At 65.2% G+C, this 22093-nt stretch carries 22 protein-coding genes; 13 read left to right on the top strand and 9 right to left on the bottom strand.

Going from position 1 to position 22093, the window contains the following annotated elements:
• Positions 1-29 precede the first annotated feature (29 nt).
• Positions 30-1475 carry a sigma-54 dependent transcriptional regulator gene (locus RQH62_RS09775; RefSeq protein ID WP_311268599.1) on the bottom strand — a complete coding sequence of 482 codons (1446 nt, stop codon included), beginning with the start codon at positions 1473-1475 and terminating at the stop codon, positions 30-32.
• 152 nt (positions 1476-1627) lie between these two features.
• On the opposite strand from RQH62_RS09775, the gene RQH62_RS09770 reads away from it, so the two are divergent.
• The 4 genes from RQH62_RS09770 (at position 1628) to RQH62_RS09755 (ending at position 3494) form a co-directional block, all read left to right on the top strand.
• The gene (locus tag RQH62_RS09770; RefSeq protein ID WP_311268564.1) at positions 1628-1753 is read left to right on the top strand and encodes an aa3-type cytochrome c oxidase subunit IV; all 126 of its coding nucleotides are present in this window, start codon (positions 1628-1630) and stop codon (positions 1751-1753) included.
• A 34-nt stretch (positions 1754-1787) separates the two neighbouring features.
• Positions 1788-2081: a hypothetical protein gene (locus RQH62_RS09765; protein ID WP_311268563.1), complete on the top strand. Its 294-nt coding sequence runs from the start codon at positions 1788-1790 to the stop codon at positions 2079-2081.
• Positions 2078-2728 (top strand): hypothetical protein, encoded by a 651-nt coding sequence (locus RQH62_RS09760; protein ID WP_311268562.1) that lies wholly within the window; start codon positions 2078-2080, stop codon positions 2726-2728. The genes RQH62_RS09765 and RQH62_RS09760 overlap by 4 nt, the downstream gene beginning before the upstream one ends.
• Positions 2729-2804: 76 nt before the next feature.
• Positions 2805-3494, top strand: coding sequence for an amino acid racemase (locus tag RQH62_RS09755; protein WP_311268561.1), 690 nt, complete (start codon positions 2805-2807; stop codon positions 3492-3494).
• 13 nt (positions 3495-3507) lie between these two features.
• Here the strand turns inward: RQH62_RS09755 and RQH62_RS09750 are convergent, their stop codons facing one another.
• The 4 genes from RQH62_RS09750 to RQH62_RS09735 all read right to left on the bottom strand — a co-directional run bounded on the left by RQH62_RS09750 (position 3508) and on the right by RQH62_RS09735 (position 8697).
• Positions 3508-4242, bottom strand: a complete 735-nt coding sequence (locus tag RQH62_RS09750; RefSeq protein WP_311268560.1) for an FCD domain-containing protein — start codon at positions 4240-4242, stop codon at positions 3508-3510.
• A gap of 17 nt (positions 4243-4259) precedes the next feature.
• Complete coding sequence (locus tag RQH62_RS09745) at positions 4260-5183, bottom strand: Gfo/Idh/MocA family oxidoreductase (RefSeq protein ID WP_311268559.1); 924 nt, start codon at positions 5181-5183, stop codon at positions 4260-4262.
• Positions 5180-6757, bottom strand: coding sequence for an aldehyde dehydrogenase (NADP(+)) (locus tag RQH62_RS09740; RefSeq protein WP_311268558.1), 1578 nt, complete (start codon positions 6755-6757; stop codon positions 5180-5182). The genes RQH62_RS09745 and RQH62_RS09740 overlap by 4 nt, the downstream gene beginning before the upstream one ends.
• A 137-nt stretch (positions 6758-6894) precedes the next feature.
• Complete coding sequence (locus RQH62_RS09735) at positions 6895-8697, bottom strand: IlvD/Edd family dehydratase (protein WP_311268557.1); 1803 nt, start codon at positions 8695-8697, stop codon at positions 6895-6897.
• Positions 8698-8835: 138 nt separating this feature from the next.
• On the opposite strand from RQH62_RS09735, the gene RQH62_RS09730 reads away from it, so the two are divergent.
• Together RQH62_RS09730 and RQH62_RS09725 are read left to right on the top strand one after the other, a co-directional pair.
• Positions 8836-9741 (top strand): 2-dehydro-3-deoxygalactonokinase, encoded by a 906-nt coding sequence (locus RQH62_RS09730; RefSeq protein ID WP_311268556.1) that lies wholly within the window; start codon positions 8836-8838, stop codon positions 9739-9741.
• The gene (locus RQH62_RS09725; RefSeq protein WP_311268555.1) at positions 9738-10370 is read left to right on the top strand and encodes a 2-dehydro-3-deoxy-6-phosphogalactonate aldolase; all 633 of its coding nucleotides are present in this window, start codon (positions 9738-9740) and stop codon (positions 10368-10370) included. The genes RQH62_RS09730 and RQH62_RS09725 overlap by 4 nt, the downstream gene beginning before the upstream one ends.
• A 4-nt stretch (positions 10371-10374) precedes the next feature.
• Here the strand turns inward: RQH62_RS09725 and RQH62_RS09720 are convergent, their stop codons facing one another.
• Positions 10375-12408 (bottom strand): ATP-binding protein, encoded by a 2034-nt coding sequence (locus RQH62_RS09720; protein ID WP_311268554.1) that lies wholly within the window; start codon positions 12406-12408, stop codon positions 10375-10377.
• A gap of 149 nt (positions 12409-12557) precedes the next feature.
• On the opposite strand from RQH62_RS09720, the gene RQH62_RS09715 reads away from it, so the two are divergent.
• The 4 genes from RQH62_RS09715 (at position 12558) to rpsI (ending at position 15521) form a co-directional block, all read left to right on the top strand.
• The gene (locus RQH62_RS09715) at positions 12558-13589 is read left to right on the top strand and encodes a COX15/CtaA family protein (protein ID WP_311268553.1); all 1032 of its coding nucleotides are present in this window, start codon (positions 12558-12560) and stop codon (positions 13587-13589) included.
• Entirely contained in the window at positions 13586-14368 is a 783-nt protein-coding gene (locus tag RQH62_RS09710) for a hypothetical protein (RefSeq protein WP_311268552.1), read from the top strand. The genes RQH62_RS09715 and RQH62_RS09710 overlap by 4 nt, the downstream gene beginning before the upstream one ends.
• A gap of 134 nt (positions 14369-14502) precedes the next feature.
• A complete protein-coding gene (rplM, locus tag RQH62_RS09705) occupies positions 14503-14982 on the top strand; it encodes a 50S ribosomal protein L13 (RefSeq protein ID WP_084438944.1) in 480 nt (159 codons plus the stop codon).
• On the top strand, positions 14982-15521 hold the full coding sequence (gene rpsI / locus RQH62_RS09700) for a 30S ribosomal protein S9 (protein ID WP_311268551.1): 540 nt from the start codon (positions 14982-14984) through the stop codon (positions 15519-15521). Before rplM ends, rpsI begins: the two co-directional genes overlap by 1 nt.
• Positions 15522-15581: 60 nt before the next feature.
• On the opposite strand, the gene RQH62_RS09695 is transcribed toward rpsI, so the two are convergent.
• The gene (locus tag RQH62_RS09695; protein ID WP_311268550.1) at positions 15582-17522 is read right to left on the bottom strand and encodes an HAD-IIIC family phosphatase; all 1941 of its coding nucleotides are present in this window, start codon (positions 17520-17522) and stop codon (positions 15582-15584) included.
• A gap of 67 nt (positions 17523-17589) precedes the next feature.
• Positions 17590-18483 (bottom strand): YegS/Rv2252/BmrU family lipid kinase, encoded by an 894-nt coding sequence (locus RQH62_RS09690; RefSeq protein ID WP_311268549.1) that lies wholly within the window; start codon positions 18481-18483, stop codon positions 17590-17592.
• Positions 18484-18554: 71 nt separating this feature from the next.
• Here RQH62_RS09690 and RQH62_RS09685 point away from each other — a divergent pair, with 71 nt between their 5' ends.
• Positions 18555-19421 carry a metallophosphoesterase gene (locus RQH62_RS09685; RefSeq protein WP_311268548.1) on the top strand — a complete coding sequence of 289 codons (867 nt, stop codon included), beginning with the start codon at positions 18555-18557 and terminating at the stop codon, positions 19419-19421.
• Positions 19422-19660: 239 nt separating this feature from the next.
• Positions 19661-20443, top strand: a complete 783-nt coding sequence (locus RQH62_RS09680) for a DUF4019 domain-containing protein (protein WP_311268547.1) — start codon at positions 19661-19663, stop codon at positions 20441-20443.
• Positions 20444-20461: 18 nt separating this feature from the next.
• Here RQH62_RS09680 and RQH62_RS09675 read toward each other — a convergent pair whose 3' ends face one another.
• Positions 20462-21313, bottom strand: a complete 852-nt coding sequence (locus tag RQH62_RS09675) for a methyltransferase domain-containing protein (RefSeq protein WP_311268546.1) — start codon at positions 21311-21313, stop codon at positions 20462-20464.
• Positions 21314-21354: 41 nt separating this feature from the next.
• Between RQH62_RS09675 and RQH62_RS09670 the strand changes: the two genes are divergently transcribed.
• The gene (locus RQH62_RS09670) at positions 21355-22092 is read left to right on the top strand and encodes a ComF family protein (protein WP_311268545.1); all 738 of its coding nucleotides are present in this window, start codon (positions 21355-21357) and stop codon (positions 22090-22092) included.
• The last annotated feature ends 1 nt before the right edge of the window (position 22093 follow it).

Raw genomic sequence — 22093 nt, 5'->3', positions numbered from 1 at the left:
CCGCAAGCAAGTCGATGGCGTTGACCGGTTCACGCAGCGCTGTCGATGCCCAGTTCGGCGAGCTTGCGGTAAAGGGTGGACCGGCCGATGCCCAGCCGCCGGGCGACCTCCGTCATGCGGCCGCGATAATGACCGATGGCGAGGCGAATGACGTCGGCCTCTATCTCTGCCAGCTGGCGGACATGGCCATCCCCCTCGAACAGGGTGATGCCCGCGCCGTCGCGATGCGGTTGACCGGCGGCGCGCGGGCGCATCGGCAGGACGCTGGCGCTGCCCGCCTGAATATGCGCGGCGATCTGCGGGAAATCCTGCGGCGTCAGCGCGTCGCCCTCGCACAATACGGCGGCGCGGAAGAGGGCGTTCTGCAACTGGCGGACATTGCCCGGCCAGCCATGCTGCATCAGCAGCGCCAGCGCATCGTCGGTGACGCCCAGGCCGCGCAGCCCCGGCTGGGTGGCGATGCGGGCGAGCAGGTGGCGCGACAAGGCCGGGATGTCGCCCATCCGCTCGCGCAGCGGCGGCACGGTCAATTGGACGACATTGAGGCGATAATAGAGATCCTCGCGGAAACGGCCGGCCTCGACCTCCTCGATCAGCCGCTTGTTGGTCGCGGCGATGACGCGGACGTCGACATGGGACGGGCGGCGGGCGCCGATCGGCTGGACCTCGCCATCCTGCAATACGCGCAGCAGCTTGACCTGCGCGTCCAGCGGCATTTCGCTGACTTCGTCCAGAAAGATGGTGCCCATGTCCGCGCTGGCGAACCGGCCGACATGGCGGTCGAACGCGCCGGTGAAGGCGCCGCGCTCATGGCCGAACAGTTCCGATTCGACCAGATTGGCGGGAATGGCGCCGCAATTGACCGTGACCATCGCCTGTTTGTGGCGGGGCGAAGCGGCATGGATGGCGCGTGCGATCACATCCTTGCCGACGCCGCTTTCGCCCTCGATCAGCACGGGGACGCGGGCGCGCGCCGCCTTGGCCGCGATGGCCAGCGCCGCGCGGAATTGCGGGGCGGAACCGACCACATCCTCGAAGGAGAGCGGGGCGGTGATCTTTTCGGTCAGCGGGCGCAACTCGCCTGCCGCTGCACCTTCGGCCAGCGTCGCATTGAGCGCCGCGAGCAGCCGTTCGGGTGCGATCGGTTTGGACAGATAATCGGTGGCGCCGGCGCGCATCGCCTCCACGGCGACGGCGACATTGTTATGCGCGGTCAGGATCAGGATCGGCAATGCCGGGCGGCGGGCGCGAATCTCGCGGATCAGGCCGGACGGTTCATAGTCCGGACTCCATTGGTCCAGGATGACCGCGTCCAGTTGCATCCCGTCCTGCGTGCCCAGCGTGGCGATGGCGGTCTCGCCGTCGGCGGCGAAGATGGTGCGCCATCCTGCGCGCGCGCCCAGCGCCGATACCAGCCGCCGTTGGGCCGGTTCGTCGTCGATCAGCATCAGCATCGGTACGCCGTCGCGCGTCATCAAACCCCTCATGTGCAAAGCTGGACATGATGGTAAGCGCAGGGGGTAAAGGCAGGCTTAACCGCACGGAATTTTCTTGAGCGCTGCGGGTTGAGGCCATGGGCCCCAGACGATAAGAGATGGGCACAATCATCGCGACAAGGGGACAGGATATGGCGTCGGAAGGCAATATGAAGGCCGCGAACCAGACTTATGACAGCTTCATCGGTTTCGTGAAATGGGGTACGATCGTTTCCGTCGCTCTCGCTGCGCTGGTCGTCCTGCTGATCGCCAGCTGATCGTTCCAGCCTTTCATTACCGGATGGAGGGGGCATGAACGGCGCCAGCCTGTTGCCCCTGTTCCTGCTGGCCGTTGCGGGCGGCTTCATCGCCGCCCGGCCTGATGCCGACCCGGATCGCCCGCTCTGGCGCGCGGGTGTCGGCGCATTGCCCGCGATCATGCTGGTCGGTGCCGTGATCGCCGCCGCTGAAGCCGGGAGCGCCAGCGCCCGCTATCTTGCCTTGTTTGCCGTCCTCATCGCCAGCGTGGCGGCCGTGCTGCTGGTCGGCGTGCCGGAACGGCGCTGGCCGCCGGTAGATGATGAAGGCAGCGAGGGTGACGCATGAGTGCCGCCTTCGACCCGTCATGGCTGGGCGCACGGATCGACGGGGTGGATCCTTCGCCGCTGGTGGCGGGCATGTGGTTTGCGGCCGCCGCGCTGCTGTTGTGTGCGCTGTGGCTGCGCGGGCATCGCGCCGGCAACCGGCTTGCGCTGGCGGGCGGCATGTTGGCGGTGGGCGCCGCGCTCTACAGCCACGATGTCGTCAACCTGCCCGAAATCGCAAGCGCTTTGGCGATCGGCGGCAGTATCGGCCTGACGCTGGCGCGGCGGTGCGGGGCACATCGGCTGCCCTGGCTGGTGATGGTGGCCTATGGCCTGTTGGGGCTGGCGGGGATGGCGACTTGTGTGGCCCTGTTCCTCAATCCCTTCGCCTTCGCGCTGGTGGATGGGCAGGGCCATGTCATGCCCGCCCATGGCGCGCTGTTGATGGCTGGCGTTGCGATCGGCGGGCTGGTGGCGATTGGCGCGCTGATGATGCTGGTCCGGCGGACGCAGTCGGGCCTGGCGCTGGTCGGCAGCGGCGCGGGCTGGTCGGCGGCGGCGCTGGGGCTGGCGCTGGGTAACAGCGCGCTGCTATTGGTCGGCGGCATGGCGGGCGTGGCCGGGCTGCGTCTGGGGTGGCGCGCGCGGGCCTTGGGACGGGCTGCGTAAAGAGCCTTGCCCAGCGGGGCGTGCTTCCCCTAACGCTTGGCTATCTGATCCCTTTCCTGCGCAGCGGAGACACGCATTGCACACACTCGGCCTGATCGGCGGCCTCAGCTGGACTTCCACCGCCCGCTATTATGCAATCATCAACCAGGCGGTGCATCGCGCGCTTGGCGGCCAGCATAGCGCGCCGCTGCTGATCGACAGCCTGGACTTCGCCTCCGTCGCGGGATGCCAGAGCGAGGCGGACTGGGACGCCGCCGCCGCCAGGCTGATCGCGTCGGCCCGCCGGCTGGAGCAGGCGGGCGCGGAAAGCCTGCTCATCTGCGCCAATTCCATGCACCGCGTCTATGACAAGGTGCAGGCGGAGGTCGGCATTCCCATCATCCACATCGCCGAAGTGGTGGGCGACCGGATGCAGGCCGACGGGATCGAGAAGGCTGCGTTGATCGGTACGCGCAACGTGATGACCGAGAAATTCTACCGCCAGCGCCTCGTCGCGCATGGCGTGTCGCTGCTGCCGGCCGACATGGAACTGGCCGAACGGATCGACAAGATCGTCTATGACGAACTGACGGTGGGCAAGATCAGCAAGGAATCCGAACGCTACATGAAGTCGGAACTGACCGACATCGCGAAGGAAGATGTGCAGGCGGTGGTGCTGGCCTGCACCGAACTGGAGCTGATCGTGGACGTGAAGGCCAATGTCCTGCCGATCTACGACTGCACCGGCATCCACGCGAAGGCGGGAGTGGAGTTTATTTTGGGTTGAACTCAGGGGCTGTTCAGCCCCCCGGCTCGTTGATTGCGATATCCATGTCGGCGAGCGCCAGGCGCAGCAATTCGACCATCGCGGTGCGCGCGGCGGCGGTGTCGCGGGCGGCGATCGCCTGAAACACGGCGCGATGGTCGGGCAGGGGATCGCGTGGCATCAGCTTCTTGCGATGCTTGAACGTGGTGGTCCAGCTGACGGCCGCGCCGACCGAACTGGCCAGCGCCTCCAGCGCGTCATTATGGGTGGCAGCCAGCACGGCGTGATGAAAACGCTGGTCGGCGGCGCGGCCGTCGGGCGTGGACAGGCCAAAGCGTCCCATTTCCGCCAGCGCCGCTTCCATCGTCGCCAGTTGCTCGTCGGTGCGGCGGCGCGCGGCAAATTCGGCGGCCGCCGGTTCGATCACGCCGCGCAGTTCGAACAGATCGCGGATGAAACCGGCGTCTGGCTCACCCGCGAACATCCACGCCAGCATTTCAGGGTCCAGCACATTCCAGCGGCTGCGCGGCAGGACGCGAGTGCCCGCCTTGGGCCGGCTTTCCAGCATCCCCTTGGCGATCAGGATGCGCACCGCCTCGCGATAGGCGGTGCGGGACACGCCCAGGCGCTCCGACGCCTCGATCTCGCCTTCGAACAATTCGCCCGGCTTGTGCCGACCAGTCAGGATGGCGGTGCCCAGGTCGCGGGCGATCGTCTGATGGATGCGCAGCACGCTTTCCTCCGATCCGATCTTGCGCCCGCTACCCAAATGCCTGCTCCTATGCTTTAGTCCTCGAACGCTGCCGTAGGGCAATGCCGCCCGCAAAGGAAGGCGTCCGCCACCAGTCGCAGCGGTGCGGTGTCGGCGTCGATCGCCTTGTCCGCCACCAGCCCGACGAAACGGCGGTACATGGTCGGATATTCCTCGTCCGGCGCCTTCAATTGCACTTCGCCGTCCAGACGCAGCGTGTTGCCGCCTTCGGACAGGAGCAGGCTGCCCTTGTCGGTGTCGACTGCGATGTCCCATGTCTGCGGACCGGTTTGGCGCCAGTCGAACACGGTGTCGATCGCCGCGCCCGACGCCGTCGCCATGGCCAGGGTCGCGCCGATGGGCGCCTGCTTGTTCGACGGCACTTCCAGCTGTGCCGACAGCACGGTGATGGGTTCGCCGACGATTTCGGTCAGGATCGACAGGGCGTTGATGCCCGGATCGAACACGCCGAATCCGCCCGCTTCCCATATCCAGGGCTGGCCCGGATGCCAGTGGCGGACATCCTCGCGCCACTGGATATCGATCCGCTCGACCTTGCGTTCCGCGATCCACGCTTTGGCCTGCGCCACGGCGGCGGCGTAGCGGCTGTGCCAGCTGGCGTACAGCGTGACGCCCTGCGCCTTGGCCAGCGCCGTCAGCGCCTCTACTTCGGACACGGTCGCGCCCGGCGGTTTTTCCAGAAACACATGCTTGCCTGCCAGCAGCGCCTGCCGGGCCGCATGATAGCGGACCTGCGGCGGCTGGCAGAGGATGACGGCATCCAGATCGGGTTCGCCCACCAGCATCGCGCCGAGATCGGGGTAATTATTCACCCCTTCACCCTGCGCGTTGCGGCTGGCGACGGCGACCAGTTCGATGCCGTCGATCTTCTCGATCGCGGGCAGGTGCTGATCGCGCGCGATCTTGCCGAGCCCTACCAGACCTGCCCTGATCGTCATGCTGCGACGTCCAGCTTGCCTTCGTTACGGCGCGTCAGGCCCCAGGGGTTAGCGTCCTGAAGCGCGGCAGGCAGCAGCGCATCGGGCACGTCCTGATAGCAGACGGGGCGCAGGAAGCGCATCATCGCCAGCGTACCGACCGAGGTCGAACGGCCATCGGCGGTCGACGGGAAGGGACCGCCATGGACCATGGCATGGGTCACTTCGACGCCAGTGGGCCAGCCGTTGGTCAGGATGCGGCCGACCTTGCGCGACAGGGTCGGCAGCAGCTTGGCGGCATCGCCTTCATCGCCTTCGCCGATATGCAGCGTTGCGGTCAGCTGGCCTTCCAGACCGGCGATGGTCGCGATGACCTCTTCGATGCTGGAGCAGCGGATGAGTACCGAGGAGGAGCCGAAGACTTCTTCAGCGATGACCGGGTTCGACTTGAAGGTCGCGCTGTCGGTCGCGAAGAAGGCGGCCTGGCCACGGTTGACGCCTTCGGGGTCGGTGCCACGGGCGACGGTGGTGACGCCATCGGCGCCGACGAGGGCGGCAACGCCCTGTTCATAGGCGGCGTGGATGCCCGGCGTCAGCATGACCTGCGGCGCGGCGCCCGACAGGGCGGTAGCGGCAGCAGCGACGAACGTGTCGAGGTCCGGGCCGTCCAGAGCGATCACCAGGCCGGGGTTGGTGCAGAACTGGCCCGAACCCATGGTCAGCGAACCGACGAAGGCGGTGCCGAGCGCTTCGGCCTTGGCCGCCAGTGCGCCGGGCAGCAGGACGACCGGGTTGATCGACGACATTTCGGCATAGACCGGGATCGGTTCGGCGCGTTCGGCCGCGATCTTCATCAGCGCCGTGCCGCCACCGCGCGAACCGGTGAAGCCGACGGCCTTGATGCGATGGTCGGCGACCAGCGAGGTGCCCAGCGCGCGGTTGGCGCCCGGCAGGTAGGAGAAGACGCCTTCATGCAGGCCCAGCGCCTTCGCGGCAGCCTGAATGGCGCGGGCGACCAGTTCACCGGTGCCGGGGTGGGCGCTATGGCCCTTGACGACGACGGGCGAACCGGCGGCGAAGGCCGATGCGGTATCACCGCCCGCGACCGAGAAGGCGAGCGGGAAATTGGACGCACCGAACACGGCGACGGGGCCGACCGAATGGTTGACGCGGCGCAGGTCGGCGCGCGGCAGAGGGGCGCGATCCGGTAGCGCCTTGTCGATGGTGGCGTCCAGCCAGTCGCCCAGGCGCACATAGCTGGCGAACAGGCGCAACTGGCCCACGGTGCGGCCACGCTCGCCTTCCAGACGGGCGCGCGGCAGGCCGGTTTCGGCCATGGCGGTTTCGATCAGCAGGTCGCCGATGGCGACGATATTGTCGGCCACCGTTTCCAGGAAGGTCGCGCGGGCGTCCGGCGACAGCGTCGAGAAGCTCTCGAACGCGGCGTCGGCCAGCGCGGCGGCTTCCTCGACTTCGGCTGGCATGGCGCTGGAGAAGGCGACGTCGCCCTTTTCGCCGGTGGCCGGGTTGATGGCGTAGAAAGGCTCGCCGCTGGTGCGCTCGTTCGCGCCGATGAGGATGGCTCCGTTGAACATTGTCGTCTCCTGAAGGGGGTCGGAATGACTAGTCGATCATGCGCAAGGGATCTGACCCTTTTGCGGCATGGATGATGCTGAAATCGGAAGGATGGGGCGGCACAAATGGCGTGCCGCCCCATCCTTTCAAGAGGCTATTAGTGGTTGTCGCGCGGCAGGCCCATGGTCTGGGCGATACGCTGATATTTCTCCGCGCCTTCCAGGATGGCGCCGGTGTTCATCTGGCCCACGACCGAGCGCTGGATTTCCTGCCACGGCGTCTGCGAGGCGGGATATTTGAAGCCGCCCTCGGCCACCAGCTTCGCGCGGCGGGCTTCCAGTTCCTCGTCGGAAATCAGCACGTTCACCGTGCCGGCCTTCAGGTCCATGCGGACGCGGTCGCCGGTTTCCAGCAGGGCGAGGCCACCCATGGCCGCCGCTTCGGGCGACGCGTTCAGGATCGAAGGGCTGCCGCTCGTGCCCGACTGACGGCCATCGCCGATGCAGGGCAGGGCGGACACGCCTTCGGTGATCAGGTAAGCGGGCGGACGCATGTTCACGACTTCCGCTGCGCCCGGATAGCCGATCGGGCCAGCGCCGCGCATGAACATCAGCGTGTCGGCGGTGATGCCGACCGACGGATCGTCGATCCGGTGGTGATAGTCTTCGGGACCATCGAACACGACCGCCGGGCCTTCAAAGGCTTCGGGATCGTCGGGGTTCGACAGGTAACGCTGGCGGAACTCGTCGCTGATCACGCTGGTCTTCATGACCGCTTCGTCGAACAGGTTGCCGGTCAGCACCAGGAAGCCCGCTTCGTCCTTCAGCGGCTGGTTGAACGGACGGATGACCTTTTCGTCCTCAATCTCCACGCCCTTGCAATTTTCGCCCATGGTCTTGCCATTGACGGTCATGGCGCCTTCCTTGATCAGGCCCTGATCGATCAACTGGCTGATGACGGCGGGCAGGCCGCCAGCGCGGTAATAATCCTCGCCCAGATATTCGCCGGCGGGCTGCATGTTGACCAGCAGTGGCACCTTGTGACCGACCGTCTCCCAATCCTTCAGCGGCAGCTCGACGCCCATGTGGCGGGCGATCGCGGCAAGGTGGATCGGCGCGTTGGTCGACCCGCCGATCGCCGAGTTGGCGACGATGGCGTTGTGGAACGCGTCGAGCGTCATGATGTCGGAGGGCTTCAGATCCTCATGCACCATTTCCACGATGCGCTTGCCGGTGCGCCAGGCCGCTTCCTGACGGTCGCGATAGGGGGCAGGGATCGCCGCGCTGCCCGGCAGCATCATGCCCAGTGCTTCGGCCAGCGCATTCATGGTGCTGGCGGTGCCCATCGTGTTGCAGAAACCGGTCGACGGCGCGGACGATGCGACCAGCTTGATGAAGCCCTCGTCGTCAATCTTGCCGGCGGCCAGCAACTGGCGGCCATGCCACACGATCGTGCCCGAACCGGTGCGCTCACCCTTGTGCCAGCCGTTCAGCATCGGACCGACCGACAGGGCGATCGCCGGGATGTTGACGGTGGCGGCGGCCATCAGCAGCGCCGGGGTGGTCTTGTCGCAACCGCTGGTCAGGATCACGCCGTCGAGCGGATAGCCATACATGGCTTCGACCAGGCCCAGATAGGCCAAGTTGCGGTCAAGACCGGCGGTCGGGCGCTTGCCGGTTTCCTGAATCGGGTGGACCGGAAATTCCAGCGCGATGCCGCCCATTTCGCGAATGCCCTCGCGCATGCGCTCGGCCAGCACCAGATGATGGCGGTTGCAGGGCGACAGGTCGCTGCCGGTCTGGGCGATGCCGATGATCGGCTTGCCGCTGCGCAGTTCTTCCAGAGACAGGCCGAAGTTGAGGTACCGCTCCAGATAGAGCGAGGTCATGTCGATATTGTCTGGGTTGTCGAACCAGGCGCGGCTGCGCAGCTTCGGGGCAGTCTTGGGCGAATCGCTCATCGGGGCATCCTGACGCAAAAATTGGGCATGGCGCGTTGACGCGCTCGCCCTCCTGATATACTCAGACAAATAGAATTTCAAGCACCCGAAGTGGGGTAGTGTGAGCGCTAACATAAATAAAGTTGGGCGAGGGGCACAATGACCGGCTTTGCAGTGATCGGCGATTGGGGGACCAGTCGGCTACGGCTGTTCCGCGTCGAGGAGGGCGCGATCGTCGCCCGCCGCGACGGTCCGGGCATCGGCGTCGTTGGCCGTGGGGCCGCAGGGGCCTTCGCCGAAACCATCGCCCCATGGATGGCGGATGGTGCGCCTGATTCTATCACGCTATGCGGCATGGTTGGCGCGCGTGATGGTTGGATGGAGGCGCCCTATGCGGACTGTCCTGCCAATGTGGATGACTGGCGCGGGGTGGCCGTGCGCTTTGACTGGCAGGGCGTGCCGCTCAGCATCATGGCTGGTCTTGCTTGTGAGGATGCCGACGGCATTCCCGATGTCATGCGGGGCGAAGAAACGCAGATATTCGGCGCTCTGGTGCGAGATCCGTCGCTGGCTGTCGGCCGACATCTGATCGTGCTTCCCGGAACGCACAATAAATGGTCGCTGGTGGAGGATGGTCGGATCGTCGCCTTCCGCACCATGCCGACCGGCGAACTGTTCGCGTTGCTGCGGGACAGGTCCACCTTGGGACCGAAGGTCGAGATGGCCGATACTGCCGAAGAGGCTGTCGGTTTTGCCGAAGGGCTGGCGCGCGCGGGCGATGCGAAGCTGTTGCAGTCGTTGTTCGCGGCGCGGACGATGCGCCTGCGTAGTGGGCGTTCCGCCGACTGGGCGCTGGGCTATCTGTCCGGCCTGCTGATCGGCTGCGAGATTGCGGAGATCATGACCACGCTGAGCGGCGCGGACGGTGCCGTGCTGATCGGGGACAAGCGCCTGTCCGCCCGCTATGCGCAGGCGCTCGACGCACGGGGCATAGCGTCTCGTGCGCTGGATGGTGACGGCTGCGCGCTTGCGGGCCTTGGTTTTGCAGGAGAATTGACGGTATGACGCTCGACGAATTGCTGGCCGACGGCGCGCCGCCGGTCTGCGCCATTCTGCGTGGCATCAAGCCTGAAGAGGCGATCGACGTCAGCGCGGCGCTGGTCGAAGCGGGCATCCGCATCCTTGAGGTGCCATTCAATTCGCCCGAGCCACTGCAGAGCATCGCGGCGATGCAGGATGCGTTCGGCGACCGCGCATTGATCGGTGGGGGTACGGTGCTGGGCATCGAGGCGGTCGAGCAATTGCATGGCGCAGGCGGGCGCATCATGGTGACGCCCAACACCAATCCTGCCGTCATTGCGCGCGGTGCCGAACTGGGGCTGGAATTGCTCCCCGGCTTCATGACGCCCAGCGAAGCCTTTGCCGCGATCGCGGCGGGCGCGAAGCGCATCAAATTGTTTCCGGCGGCGCAACTGGGCGCAGCCTATGTGAAGGCGGTCAAGGATGTTCTGCCGAAACATGTCGGTGTCTGGGCCGTGGGTGGCACGGGCGCGGATACGATCGGCCAGTGGCTGGCAGGCGGCTGCGAAGGAATTGGAGTCGGCGGCGCGCTTTACAGGCCGGGCGACGATGCCGCGACGGTCGGCCAGCGCGGGCGTGATCTGGTGGCGGCATGGAAAGCAACTATAGCCTGAGTCTTCAGGCCACTCCTTCGGTCCGCTCTTCCGCCCGATCCAGCACCTCGCGAATCTTCGCGGCCAGATCGGCATAGCCAAAGGGCTTGGTGAGCAGGTCCACGCCCGCGTCCAGTCGGCCATGATGGACGATGGCGTCGCGGGCATAACCGGTGGTGAACAATATCTTGAGGTCGGGCCAGCGGGTCCGGGCGGTACGGCTGAGATCGGCGCCGGTCATGCCGCCGGGCAGCACCACATCGGTGAAGAGCAGGTCGACCGGCCGCTCCGCCGTCTCCAACGCGGTGAGGGCGGCGGGGCCGTCGCTGGCGGCGATCACATCATAGCCAAGGTCACGCAGCACTTCGAGCGAATAGGCGCGGACATTGTCATCATCCTCACACAGCAGGATCGTCTCGGCACCGCCACGCAGTGGTGTGGACGGTACATCCTGCGCATCATTGGCCGCGGCGCTGCCATGATGGCGGGGGAGATAGAGGCGAACGCTGGTGCCCTGTTCGGGTTGCGACTGAACGCGCATATGGCCGCCCGACTGTTTGATGAAGCCATAGACCATCGACAGGCCAAGGCCGGTACCGCGCCCAACCTCCTTGGTGGTGAAGAAAGGTTCGATCGCCTGCGCCAGCGTGTCCGCATCCATGCCTTCGCCCGTGTCCGATACGCAAATCACCACATAGGCGCCCGGCGTCAGGTCGCCGTCTAGCTCGGTTTCGATGACCCGATTGGCGACCTCGATCGTCAATCGGCCGCCATCCGGCATGGCATCGCGTGCATTGACAGCCAGATTGAGCAGCGCATTTTCCATCTGGTTGACGTCGACCTCGATCGGCCAGCTTTGCGGCGTTTCGATCGTCGTGACCCGGATCGTCTCCCCCAGCGTCCGGTGCAGCATGTCCGACATGCCGGTGATCAGCAGATTGGGGTCGGTCGGGCGCGGGGCAAGCGGTTGGCGTCGGGCGAAGGCAAGAAGTCGCTGCGTCAATATGGTTGCCCGGTCCGCACCGGCTGCGGCGCGCGACACCATATTGTGCAGCCGCCGGGCATCGGCGGGCAGGGCGCGTTGCAACAATTCCAGATTGCCGGTCACGATCTGCAACAGATTGTTGAAATCATGCGCCACGCCGCCGGTCAACTGCCCCAGCGTCTCCATCTTCTGCGCCTGTCGCAAGGCGGCTTCGGTAGCGGCCAGCGTGCGGGCGTGGGCGCGCTGGTCGGTCACATCGCGGGCGACGCAATAGATGATGTCGCCCTCCGGCACGGCGGTCCAGCTGAAGGTGCGATAGCTGCCATCCTTCGCCCGGAACCGATTGTCGAAGCGCATCACCGTTTCGCCATGGGCCAGATCGTCGATGCGTCCTCGGGTGGCCGCGATATCGTCGGGATGTTCCATCCATTGCGATGTTCGACCGATCAGATCCTCTTCGGTCCAGCCTAATATGTCGGTCCAGGCGGGGCTGGCGGCAAGCCAGATGCCAGCGGTGTCTGCGATCAGGAAGGGGTCGCGCGCCAGTGCCCAGAGGCGGTTGCGCTCGGCCAGCATCGCGCGTTCGGCCAGCACCCGCTGCGTGGTTTCGCTGACGATGCACAGGACGCCGCCGATCGATCCGTCGCCTTCAAATACCGGCGAATAGCTGATGTCAAAATAGACATGTTCGCCCCGCCCATTGTCGCGCTCGATATAGAAAGGGCGATCCTTGGCGTGGACGGTTTCGCCGTCTTCATACACCGTATGCAACAGCGGGCCGAGATCATCCCAAAGCTCTGCCCAGCCTTCGCTGCCGGGGCGGCCCAGTACATGGGGATGTTTGTCGCCTATCGTGGGGACGTAGGTTTCATTATAAAGGGCGCAATATTGCGGCCCCCAGAACAGGACGATCTCTGCCTTCGACGACAGCATCAGGCGGACAGTGGACACCAGAATAGGCGACCAGCGGTCGACCGGGCCAAGCGGGGAACTGTCGTCCAGCGCAGCGGTAAGAGCCCCGACCGGTCCCTGTGCAGCGATCATCGCAGCTATGCCGGTCGGTGCGGCGGTCATGGAAAATCCCTGCATTAAACCAAGTGAGTTTGATACGCCTCGTGGCGTGATTTGTTTCCCCAACTGCCAGTCCCTGGGGTAATTTGTCCATGCCTGATCTGCGCCGGCATGGCTTGAAAAGGGACTGGCATCGGCGCATGGACCGGGCCATGACAGCGTCCGTTTCGTTTCGCGCTCCGCGCCCCGCCGCCATTGCCCGCTGGTTGCTGGTCGTGGCGTTTCTGGTCTTCTGCATGGTGGTGGTGGGCGGCATTACGCGCCTGACCGAATCCGGCCTGTCGATCACCCAGTGGAAGCCGATTACCGGCGCGATTCCGCCGCTGACCCATGATCAGTGGATGGAGGCGTTCCGTCTCTATCAGCAGATCCCTGAATATCAGCAATTGCGCCAGGGCATGACCCTGTCCGATTTTCAGTTCATCTTCTTCTGGGAATGGCTGCACCGACTGCTCGGCCGGTTGATCGGGGTGGCCTTTGCGCTGCCGCTGATCTGGTTCGCGGCGCGGCGCGCCATTCCCGCCGGCTATGGTCCCCGGCTTGTCGCACTCCTCGCTTTGGGCGGGTTGCAGGGCGCGATCGGCTGGTGGATGGTGAAGTCGGGCCTGTCGGTGCGCACCGATGTCAGCCATTATCGGCTGGCCGTCCATCTGCTGACGGCGCTGTTCATCATCGGTGGCCTGATCTGGACGGCGCTCGACCTGCGCGCGCTGGTGCGCTCCGGTGCGGCGCGGCCGGCGGTGCTGACCCCGTTCGCGCTGGCGGTGCTGCTGGTCCTGCTGGTGCAACTGATGCTGGGCGCCTTCACGGCCGGGCTGGACGCGGGCTATGTGTCCAACACCTGGCCGTTGATGAACGACCATCTGGTGCCGGAAGGAATCAGTTGGATGGGGTCGCTTTGGACCACCGTATCGAGCGATCCCTATCTCGTCCATTTCCTGCATCGCTGGTGGGCCTGGGTTGCCGCCGTAATGCTGATCCTGCTGGCGCGCCGGGCCAAGAAGGCGGGACAGCGCGGCGCGTCGATCGCCATCAATGCGGCGCTGGGGACGCAGATATTGCTCGGTATCGCCACCGTCGTCAGCGGCATCGTCCTGCCGCTGGCGGTGCTGCATCAGGCTGTTGGTGCGCTGGTCGTGGCCGCCGCCGCCTGGGGCGCGCATGCCGTGGGCGCGCGCCGTTGAGGACGTTGCTGGCCATTTTTGCGGCCGCGCTGGCGCAGCCGGTCGCGGCGCAGACGATCGCCATTCCCTTCGCGCCACCGATCGATCGGGCACTGACCTACCGGATCGAGCAACATCGGCCGGTGGCGGGGAAGGTCAGTGCTTTCACCGCGACGCGCGAACTGCGGTTCGAGCGGGCGGGAGAGGGCTATGCCCTTACCGTTACGCTGCGGGCAATCGACACGGACGCTGCGGCATCGGGCGCGCAGCCCTACCGCTCGGCATTAGGGCCGTTGGTCGGGATCCCCATGCGCTTCCGGCTGGACGGGCAAGGCAAGGTCGTGGCGCTGGACGATGAAGACGCGATCTGGACCAAGGTGCGCGCCGGCGTCGATGCCGTGGCCGCCGAGCCGGGGAGCGAGCGCCAGCAGGCGGCGCAAAAGGTACGCGCCCTGTTCGACGGCCTGTCGGTTGAAGGGCGTCTGTCTTTGCTATCGGGTGAATTGCGGCCGCTCTTCCTTTTCGCCGGTAGCGATGTCGCAGGTGGCGCGGGGCGTGGATTGCGCAGCGTGGCGGGGTCGCCGCTCGTTCGTCCGGTGCCGGTGGAAGGCACGCTGATGCTGGCCAGCCAGAATGGCGACATGCTGGATCTGGACGAAAAGCTGGCCGGGGACGGCGTGCAGGTTTCGATCAAATATCGCCTGTCGCGGGCCACTGGCCTGGTCGAAAGTCAGGAGCGAAGCCTGATTGCGGGCGGGCAGCCTTTGGTCGAAAGCCGCACCCTGACACCGGCCGAATAGACGGTGGTATTATTTTACCCGCCGCAAAACGCCCCGAATCTCTTGACTTCCCGCGCCACTCCCGTCATTAGCGCCCCACTTCCGGGTGTCGGTAACGGCGCCCGGTTTCATTTTTCATCTGGAGTATTGGCACCATGAAGGCGCTGATGAAGACCACCAAGCCGGCAACCCCGGCAACGGTCGAAAAGAAGTGGATCCTGATCGACGCCGAAGGCCTCGTCGTGGGTCGCCTCGCCTCGACCGTCGCGAATATCCTGCGCGGCAAGCACAAGACCAGCTTCACGCCCCACGTCGATTGCGGTGACAATGTCATCATCATCAACGCCGGCAAGGTGAAGTTCACCGGTCGCAAGCTGACCGACAAGGTTTACTACAAGCACACCGGTTATGCCGGCGGCATCAAGGAAACCACCCCCCAGAAGATCCTGGAAGGCCGTTTCCCCGAGCGCGTCCTGGAAAAGGCCGTCGAGCGTATGATCCCCCGTGGTCCGCTGGGCCGTCAGCAGATGCGCAACCTGCGCATTTTCGCTGGTGCCGAACACGCCCATGAAGCCCAGAACCCCGAAGTGCTCGATTTCGCGTCGCGCAACCGCAAGAACAAGGTGGGTGCATAATGTCCGATAACCGCCAGTCCCTGTCCGACCTCGCGGCGATCGCTGCGAACGCTCCCGTGGCTGCCGCTCCGGCCGCCGTGGAAGGCGAAGCGCCCGTCGCTGCCGCTCCGGTTCAGCCTTCGGCTCCGCTGCGCGATCAGGAAATCGACAACCTCGGTCGCGCCTACGCCACCGGCCGTCGTAAGGATGCCGTTGCCCGTGTGTGGGTCAAGCCCGGCACCGGCAAGATCACGGTCAACGGCCGCGATCAGGAAATCTATTTCGCCCGTCCGACCCTGCGTCTGGTGATCAACCAGCCGTTTGGCGTGACCGAGCGTGAAGGTCAGTATGACGTGATCGCCACCGTCAAGGGCGGCGGTCTGTCGGGTCAGGCCGGCGCCGTGAAGCACGGCATCGCCCAGGCGCTGTCGAAGTACGAACCGGCGCTGCGCAGCGCGGTCAAGGCCGAAGGCTTCCTGACTCGCGACAGCCGTGTCGTCGAGCGTAAGAAGTACGGTAAGGCCAAGGCCCGTCGTAGCTTCCAGTTCTCGAAGCGCTAAGTTTCTTCGGAATACGAAAAACAGGGAAGGGGCCGGTTTTCCGGCCCCTTTTTCGTGGGTTCAGGCGATGGCCGCAGCCTTGGCGTCGCCTTCGATACGGATATGGGCGGGTATGGCGGCGCAGGTACCATCCAAAATCCATTGGTCGCCCTGCTGCGTGAAGCCGGCCTGGCGATAGAGATCGCGCGCGGGCAGATTATCCTTCGTTTCGATCAGTGGCGCCGTCAGGCGGATATCGCCGTCCGGCCGCATCGTGCCGATGATCCAGGCCAGTGCCGCCTGTTCGACGCCCAGACCGATTACCCGGCAACTCATGACCATCTGTACGATCTGCATCGGCGCCAGGATGGCGACGACGACGGTGCCATAGGCAGAGAATTTGTCGGTCACGGCAAAGGTTGCCAGATGCCCGCCGCTATCGAATAGCGCGGCCAGCCGTTCCATCGTCCAGCGCTCGCCGGTGGTGTTGAACTGGTTGGTCTTGTTGATGAGTTCCAGCGCGCGCGGGAACAGCGCATGGCGGACATCGTGGATCGTGACTGGCGTGATCCGCACGTTCAGTTCGGCCAGGAATGTCTCGCGGGTCATGCTGCTGCGGGCGGTGTCGCGTACGATCTGCGCCTGGATCATATCGGTACGGTTCGCGGATTCCGCGGTGATGGCAGGCACCTGTGTTTCAGGCGCCCAGAGCAGGATGCGGCGCAGCAGATAGGGGTGATCGCCCAGCACGCGAATGTCGGGCCAGGCCGCCTTCATCGCCGCGCGCTCGACCGGATTATCGTCGATGAAGACGACATTTTTCGGCAGGAGGTTCGTCTCCTTCAGCAGTTCTGCCATATTTTCCGCCTTGGGCCGCCAGTTGATCCGGCGGCTGGCAAAGGCGGAGAGGGGGAAGATCGGGCGCAGGACGTCCGGCCATAAAGCCTCGACCTTGGCCTCTTCATTCTTGCTCAGGATCGCTAGCAGCAGCCCGCGCTTGCGCAGCGTTGCGAGCGCATCAATGACGCCCAGCGGCCAGCCCTCCAGCGGTTCGGTATGGCTGAGGGCGTCTTCGGCCATGACGCCGCGCCACAATGTATCGTCCAGATCGACCACGACCATCTTCACCGGATCAATCTGGTGGATGATGCGATAGGCGCCGCCAATTTCTTCCCACACGGCCTTGAAGAAGAGCGAGGTCTTGAGTGGGTAGAAATGGCTGGCGGGATAGGTCGGTTCGATCCGGCCGCCATCCACTTCATGATCCCAGTCGCCCAGATAGCTGCCATGGGACTGGTGCCAGACATGATCGTCCTGGATCAGCTTCTGGCCGAAATTGCGCGCGATAGCGGCGATGTCGATCATATGGGCGTTGGGATAATCGGTCAGGCGCCGATGTAGATGCTCGTTCAGCCGTTCGACGAAAAAGGCCGGGTTGCGCAGGTCGTGGGACGGGAGAAGGCGGCCCATCGGATTTTGCTGCGGTACGAGGAAATTGGTGACGAAGCTGAGCAGTTGGTGGTCGCGGTTCCAGGCCAGCAGCGAGGCCAGCATCATATCGAGCCGGTCGCAACATTCCGCGAAGAAGCGCTCATAACCCGCAAGGTCGCTATAGGGGATGGTGAAGAAGCCATATTCCGGCACGATCACCCGATAGGCGGGGCTGACCAGCTGAAAGTCATAGTCTGCGACCGGGCGGGGCGGGGTGGCCGGCAATTCATACGCGAAGTTGGCAAGGACGAAATCGCAGTCGAAATGCGGCGCGAAGCCGCGATAGTCGGCATAGGCCTGTGCGAGGCAGGAGCCGATGACGAGGGCGCGGCGGATCGGCACGTCGCGGACGCGCAGGTCGACCGGATTGCGATAGCGATGGTCGCTATGCCGGGGCTCGACCAGCGTCGATGGCGCCGGGCCGGGGGCAACGTGGAATTTGGCGCGTGCCTGGGGGGAAACGATCATCCGCATCAGGCGGAACAGGTCCGATTTCCATAATTTGCGGATCTGGTCCGGATATTGGGGCATGGATCCTCACATTGGCCTTGCGTGACGCCTTCTTGCCGCGCCTTGCCGATTTGGCAAGCATCCGTCCCTAGGCGGCCGGCACGGCGACATCGATCGCGCCCGCCGCGACCTTCACCGTGACGGGCGTCTTCGCCAGCACCTCGCCGTCGATCGAGATACGCTGGCGGGGCACGGTGTCGATCCTGAAGGAGCGGCCGTGAAACTCCTCGGTATGCGCGTTACGGTCGCGCAGTTTGAAGAATTTGGCATACCAGTCCCAGGCGAGGCGCGGTTTGCTGCGGCCGACGACGGCCTGCACCACGATTTCGCCAGTATCGACATCGGCATGGTCGGACAGTTCGACGCCGCCATGATAGGGGCCGTTGAGGATGCGCACCTCTGTTGACCACATGCGCCGCTCCTTCTCGCCATCGTCGATCGTCAGGCGGAAGGCGCGGAAGCCGACCGAGCATTTCACGGCCCACATCAGATAGCCGATCCGCCCCAGATAGCGTTTCAGCTTGTGCGGCACCGTCCGCCCGATCATCGGCGAGAGGCCCAGCGAGGCGGCGTTGACGAAATAATCTTGGTCGATCATGCCGAGGTCGACGCGGCGACGCTGGCCGGTGGCGATCGCCTGCACCGCGCCATCAAGATCGAGCGGCAGGCCGAGCGTCCGGGCGAAGCTGTTCGCGGTGCCGAGTGGCAGCACGCCAAAGACGCAATCCTTGCCGACCAGTTCGTCCACCGTGCCCGACATGGAGCCGTCGCCGCCGCCGACGATCACCATCGGCGCGCCGCTTTCCACGGCTTCGCGGACGGTGGCGGCCATCCGTTCCGGGTCTTCCACCGCATGGGCGGCGATCAGGCCAACGCCGGCAGCCTCCAGTTTTTCCTTGGCCTGCGCGAAAACATCCTGCCCGCGTCGGCTATGGGCGTTGACGACCAATATGGCGTCCTTGGGGAGCGGTTTCGTTTCCATGCCGCAATAACTCCGCAGGAAGGGTTTCGGGTCCGTTGGGAAACCCTGTGGCGTGCAATCGTTACTTCGGCATGGCTCGCATCGCACATCTGTCCGACATTCACTTTGGCGCCAATGATCGCAAGATCGTGGACGCCGCCACCGCCTGGCTGGAGGAACGTCGGCCCGACCTGATCGTCATCAGCGGCGATTTCACCCAGCGGGCGCGGGTGGAGCAGTTCCGGCAGGCTGCCGCCTGGCTCAACCGGCTGCATGGCGCGGGGCTGAAGACGCTGGTGGTGCCGGGCAATCATGATGTGCCGCTCTATGATGTAGTGCGGCGTTTCACGCGGCCGCTGGCGCGCTACAAACGCTATATCAGCAATGACCTCTGCCCTTTCTATGAGGATCGGGAGGTCGCGATCCTGGGGATCAACACGGCCCGGTCGCTGACGATCAAGGACGGGCGGATCAACCATGACCAGATGGACCTGCTGCGCGATCGTTTCGCGAAGGTACCGCCGGACAAGACCCGCATCCTCGTCACCCATCATCCGCTGTTCGCCATGCCGATCGGCAAGGGTGGCGAACTGAGCGAGGCTGTCGGCCGGCATGACGATGCGGTGAAGGCCGCGTGCGAGACCGGTGTGCATCTGGCGCTGGCTGGCCATTTCCACCGCACCTATGCGGAGGCGGCACAAAAGATGGTCGAACATAGTGGCGGCGCGCTGGTGATTCAGGCGGGGACCGCCACCTCGACCCGGCTGCGCAACGCTGAGCCGCAAAGTTTCAACTGGCTGCATGTCCGCCGCAACAACGAGATCGAGTTGCAGGTGATCGTGTGGGACGGCGCGGCCTTCCGCCGCGCGAGCCATGTCGAATATGCCCATGATGGCGAAGGCTGGGCATCGAGGGTCGTGGAAGATATGCCGACGGTTGGGGACGCGGCAGTCGGTTGATGGCGGCCGTTAACTTCGCACATTTCCCGCCGATTTTGACATAATATGTGCGGAGTAGGACATTATCTTTCCTATCTGATGGGGCGGTGGATCGGGTGATCGAACCGGGTTCCATGGCTTATCATGACCGAGGCGATATAGGACAGGTGCTTGAGCAGTCAGAGCTGCGTGCCTCTGCGACTTCAATACAAATTTTTGGGGGTAGCTGCTATTGTCGGGGGGACTTAGGTTTCCACCCTATGAGCATGCAGATGACGGATATGGGCTGGGCGCTGACCGAGAAGGAGAAGCAGACGCTGCGCCTGATCGTGCGTGGCCATGATGCCAAATCGATCGCGCGCAGTCTGGGCCTTTCGGTTCACACGATCAACGAGCGGTTGCGCGATGCGCGGCGCAAGATGGCGGTGTCGAGCAGTCGCGAGGCGGCCCGACTGCTGCTGGAGGCAGAGGGCGACGGGCTGGGTATGGCGATCCCCCATTTGATCGGGGACACGGAAATAGGGGAAGATGCGGCGGCCACTCCGGCCGATCAGGATGCGGCGCCGACCGGCGGCGCGGGGCAGGCGGTTCGCCCTGCCCGGATCATCATCGGAGTAACGCTCATGATATTCGTTCTTGGCCTGCTGGCATTGGCCGCTACGCCGCAGAATATACCAGCCGCGCAGACCGCCCCCGTTACTGCCAGCGCGGTAACCGACCCCCAGGTGGTGGACGCGGCCCGCCAATGGCTGGCGCTGGTGGATCAGGGGAAATGGGACGACAGCTATCGCGGAACGACAGCTTCCTTTCGCAAGATGAATACAGCGAAAGTCTGGGCCGATACGTCGGAAAAGGTCAGGGTGCCGCTGGGCGCTGTTGTGTCCCGTACCTTCCTCAGTCAGGAAAATCTGCCTGCGCCGCCCTATGGCTATGAAGTAGTGAAATTTCGTACCAGCTACGCCAACAAGGCCGACGCGATCGAAACGGTCAGTCTGGACAAGCAGGACGGTGTATGGCGCGTCGCGGGCGTCACCATCGAGTGAGCGCGCGCGGGGGAAGGATCAACCCTTCCCCTTGAGCGCCGCCGCGAGCGACACCGTGGCGCTGCCGCGTTTGGCCGGCGCGGCCTGGCTGGGATCGGGTTTCCAGCCGGACAGGTAGATGATCGCCACCTGCTCTGCGGTGCGGCCATCCGGATCGGCGGCGTCGGCGAAATGGCTCGCTGCGCGCATCAGGACATTGCGGTTCAGGACGGGGGCGCGTGTCGCCAGCGCATTGCCAGCGCCCATGAAGCGCAGGTCATGCATCAGCCGCACCACATCGCCATAGCGGATGTTCAGCATGTCGCCGTCCGCGACCGGCATGGTGAAGCCCGCGCGGCTGAGCAGGTCGCCGGCAGAGCGCACATCGACCTGCGGATGGACATGCTGGCCGGGGCGATCGCCTTCGGCCGCGAGCAGGGCGGCCTTGAGGCGGGGCAGGCTGCCCGCGCCGGTGAAGGCGGCCAGCATCAGCCCGTCGGGGCGCAGCACGCGGCGCATCAGGATCAGCGCGCCGGGCAGGTCGTTGACGCTGTCGAGCGTGCCACAGGCGATGATGAGGTCGAAACTGTCGTCGGCGAAGGGCAGAGCGTCTTCGTCCGCCTGCACCCCGCCTCCCGCCCTGGCCGCCAGAAAGCCGGGATCGGCGCAGGCGACGCGCTTGCCCATGGCTTCCAGTGCAGCCTTCGCGCTGCCATCGGGGCAGCCGACCAGCAGCACTTCAGGCAAATCGCGCTGCACATCGGCCAGCCGGTCGAGCAGTTCGTTCAGCATCGCGCGATGCAGAAAGTCATACTCGGCAAAGGCGGGAAGCATGCGGTCGCGATTGCGTGCGCGGCGTGCGCGGTCGAAAATGTCGGGGCGGGAGTCCATGGCGGGCCTTGTGCATCGGGCGCGAAGTGCGGACAAGGCAGATGATGCCTGTCCTCTCGCTTCTCAAGGGGCTTTTGCAGCCTGCGGTCGATTATGCGCTGCCGCCGCGCTGCCCCGGCTGCGGTGCCATCGTGGCCGAGGATTTCGCTTTCTGCCTGTCCTGCTGGGGTGGGATGGTGATGCTGGGGGAACCCTGCTGCGCGCGTTGCGGTGTTCCGTTCCCGCACGACATGGGCGAGGGCGCGGAGTGCGGCGCCTGCATGGCCGATCCGCCGCCATGGGATAGCGCGAGGGCGGTGCTGGCCTATGGCGATGTGGCGCGGACGGTGGCGCTGCGGCTGAAATATGGGCGGCGCATCGGCCTCGCCCGGCTGATCGCGCGGCAGATGCTGCGTCATGCGGGGGATCAGGAAGCGCTGATCGTGCCGGTTCCGCTGCATCGCTGGCGCTTGTGGAGCAGGGGCTTCAACCAGTCGGCACTGATTGCGGATCATCTGGGGCGGCTGACAGGATGGCCGGTGGAGAAGCAGGCGTTGCGGCGGGTGAAGCGCACCGCGCCACTCAGGGGCCTGAATCCGAAGGCGCGGGCGAAGATGGTGCGTGGCGCCTTCGCGCTGGGGGAAGGGCGGGGCGTGAAGGGCCGGCGCATATTATTGATCGACGATGTCCATACCAGCGGGGCGACGGCGGCGGCCTGCGCGAAGATGCTGAAGCGCGGCGGTGCGACGGAGGTGCGGCTGCTGTGCTGGGCGCGGGTGTTGCCGGACGCCGTCGATTGAC

This window comes from Sphingobium sp. WCS2017Hpa-17, assembly GCF_031843765.1.
Taxonomy (GTDB): Bacteria; Pseudomonadota; Alphaproteobacteria; order Sphingomonadales; family Sphingomonadaceae; genus Sphingobium.
The sequence above is the reverse complement of the archived record's forward strand: the minus strand, read 5'-3'. Positions and strand labels throughout refer to the sequence as shown.

Coding starts and splice junctions, on each gene's coding strand:
- RQH62_RS09775 (WP_311268599.1), bottom strand. CDS start 1,475: ATGACGCGCGACGGCGTACCGATGCTGATGCTGATCGACGACGAACCG.
- RQH62_RS09770 (WP_311268564.1), top strand. CDS start 1,628: ATGGCGTCGGAAGGCAATATGAAGGCCGCGAACCAGACTTATGACAGC.
- RQH62_RS09765 (WP_311268563.1), top strand. CDS start 1,788: ATGAACGGCGCCAGCCTGTTGCCCCTGTTCCTGCTGGCCGTTGCGGGC.
- RQH62_RS09760 (WP_311268562.1), top strand. CDS start 2,078: ATGAGTGCCGCCTTCGACCCGTCATGGCTGGGCGCACGGATCGACGGG.
- RQH62_RS09745 (WP_311268559.1), bottom strand. CDS start 5,183: ATGACGATCAGGGCAGGTCTGGTAGGGCTCGGCAAGATCGCGCGCGAT.
- RQH62_RS09740 (WP_311268558.1), bottom strand. CDS start 6,757: ATGTTCAACGGAGCCATCCTCATCGGCGCGAACGAGCGCACCAGCGGC.
- RQH62_RS09735 (WP_311268557.1), bottom strand. CDS start 8,697: ATGAGCGATTCGCCCAAGACTGCCCCGAAGCTGCGCAGCCGCGCCTGG.
- RQH62_RS09730 (WP_311268556.1), top strand. CDS start 8,836: ATGACCGGCTTTGCAGTGATCGGCGATTGGGGGACCAGTCGGCTACGG.
- RQH62_RS09725 (WP_311268555.1), top strand. CDS start 9,738: ATGACGCTCGACGAATTGCTGGCCGACGGCGCGCCGCCGGTCTGCGCC.
- RQH62_RS09720 (WP_311268554.1), bottom strand. CDS start 12,408: ATGACCGCCGCACCGACCGGCATAGCTGCGATGATCGCTGCACAGGGA.
- RQH62_RS09715 (WP_311268553.1), top strand. CDS start 12,558: ATGACAGCGTCCGTTTCGTTTCGCGCTCCGCGCCCCGCCGCCATTGCC.
- rplM (WP_084438944.1), top strand. CDS start 14,503: ATGAAGGCGCTGATGAAGACCACCAAGCCGGCAACCCCGGCAACGGTC.
- rpsI (WP_311268551.1), top strand. CDS start 14,982: ATGTCCGATAACCGCCAGTCCCTGTCCGACCTCGCGGCGATCGCTGCG.
- RQH62_RS09695 (WP_311268550.1), bottom strand. CDS start 17,522: ATGCCCCAATATCCGGACCAGATCCGCAAATTATGGAAATCGGACCTG.
- RQH62_RS09690 (WP_311268549.1), bottom strand. CDS start 18,483: ATGGAAACGAAACCGCTCCCCAAGGACGCCATATTGGTCGTCAACGCC.
- RQH62_RS09685 (WP_311268548.1), top strand. CDS start 18,555: ATGGCTCGCATCGCACATCTGTCCGACATTCACTTTGGCGCCAATGAT.
- RQH62_RS09680 (WP_311268547.1), top strand. CDS start 19,661: ATGAGCATGCAGATGACGGATATGGGCTGGGCGCTGACCGAGAAGGAG.
- RQH62_RS09675 (WP_311268546.1), bottom strand. CDS start 21,313: ATGGACTCCCGCCCCGACATTTTCGACCGCGCACGCCGCGCACGCAAT.
- RQH62_RS09670 (WP_311268545.1), top strand. CDS start 21,355: ATGATGCCTGTCCTCTCGCTTCTCAAGGGGCTTTTGCAGCCTGCGGTC.